Below are 1,259 nucleotides of genomic sequence, written 5' to 3'. Positions count from 1 at the left end.
TGATCTTCCCCCAAAAAAGTAGACAGGGTTAAGCTGCTTTTAGCTCCATCTCGATCGGGGCGATATATCCGATGGCGGAATGGAGTCGGGTTCGGTTGTAGAAGCCCTCGATGAAGGCGAAGATATCGCGCTGGGCTTCGGCTCGGGTTTTGTATTGGCGATGATGAACGAGCTCGGTCTTCAGGGTATGGAAGAAGCTCTCCATCGGGGCGTTGTCGTAGCAGTCGGCTTTGCGGCTCATTGATCCGACGATTCCGGCCGCCGCGAGGGCCGCACGATAGTCGTACGAGGCGTACTGCACGCCGCGATCGGAGTGATGGATCAATCCGACCTCTGGATGCTGCTGCTGGATCGCCATCGTCAACGCGGACGCGGCGAGTTCGACCTGCATGTGGTCCCGCATGGCCCATCCGACGATCTTGCGGCTGAAGAGGTCCATGATCGCCGCCAGGTAGAGCCAGCCCTCTGCAGTAGGAATGTAGGTGATATCGGCGAGCCAGACCCGGTTCGCCGCCGCGGCTACAAAATGACGTTCGATGAGGTTCGGCGCGATCGGCAGGCCATGACGACTGTCGGTTGTCCGAACGCGGCGCGGTGATGCCATGATGGCGCGGATGCCGTGCCGATGCATCAAGCGTTCGATCCGGCCACGACTGGCGCCACGTCCCTGCATCCGCAGCGCGGCATGGACCCGCGGGCTGCCATAGCGTCCGCCGCTGTCCTGATGAACCTGCCGGATCGCGGCCAGGAGCACGGCACTGGTGGTCACGCGGGCGCTCACCGGGCGCTCACGCCAGGCGTAATAACCGGCCGGCGAGACCTCGAGCACGGCGCACATCAGCCGCACCGGATAGGTATCGCGATGGTCCTCGATGAAGCGGAAGCTCATGTCCGGGTTCCGGCAAAGATCGCGATCGACTTTTTTAAAATGTCCCGCTCCATGCGCAGCCGCTCGTTCTCCTCGCGCAAACGGGCGATCTCGGCAGCCTGGTCCGCCGGCATCGGCGTCGCCTGCGTGGTGGGGCGCCGCGTCGCCGATGCCGGCTCCTGCCGGAGCTTCTCCACCCAGCGCCGCAGCACCGAGTCGCGAAGACCGAGTTCCTTGCCAACCGACGTGATCGACCGGCCACTCGACACCACAAGCTCAGCCGCCTGCCGCTTGTACTCCTCGGTAAAGGACCGACGTTGACGTCCTTCCATTCGACACCTCCTGGCTCGCAGAGCCTCCTACAGGTGTCCACTCAGTCGGGGGAGGTTCA

The 1,259-nt window shown here is 63.2% G+C and carries 1 protein-coding gene; it reads right to left on the bottom strand.

All coding sequences use genetic code 11. The annotated features are described in order from the left end of the window. Positions 1–28 precede the first annotated feature (28 nt). A protein-coding gene (locus H8A95_RS43115; RefSeq protein WP_229188461.1) for an IS3 family transposase occupies positions 29–1,200 on the bottom strand; the annotation gives its coding sequence in 2 pieces (ribosomal slippage) (positions 29–909 and positions 909–1,200; 1,173 coding nt in all). Positions 1,201–1,259: the final 59 nt, after the last annotated feature.

The sequence above is a fragment of the Bradyrhizobium oropedii genome, assembly GCF_020889685.1.
In the GTDB taxonomy this organism is placed as follows: domain Bacteria; phylum Pseudomonadota; class Alphaproteobacteria; order Rhizobiales; family Xanthobacteraceae; genus Bradyrhizobium; species Bradyrhizobium oropedii.
The sequence above is the reverse complement of the archived record's forward strand: the minus strand, read 5'-3'. Positions and strand labels throughout refer to the sequence as shown.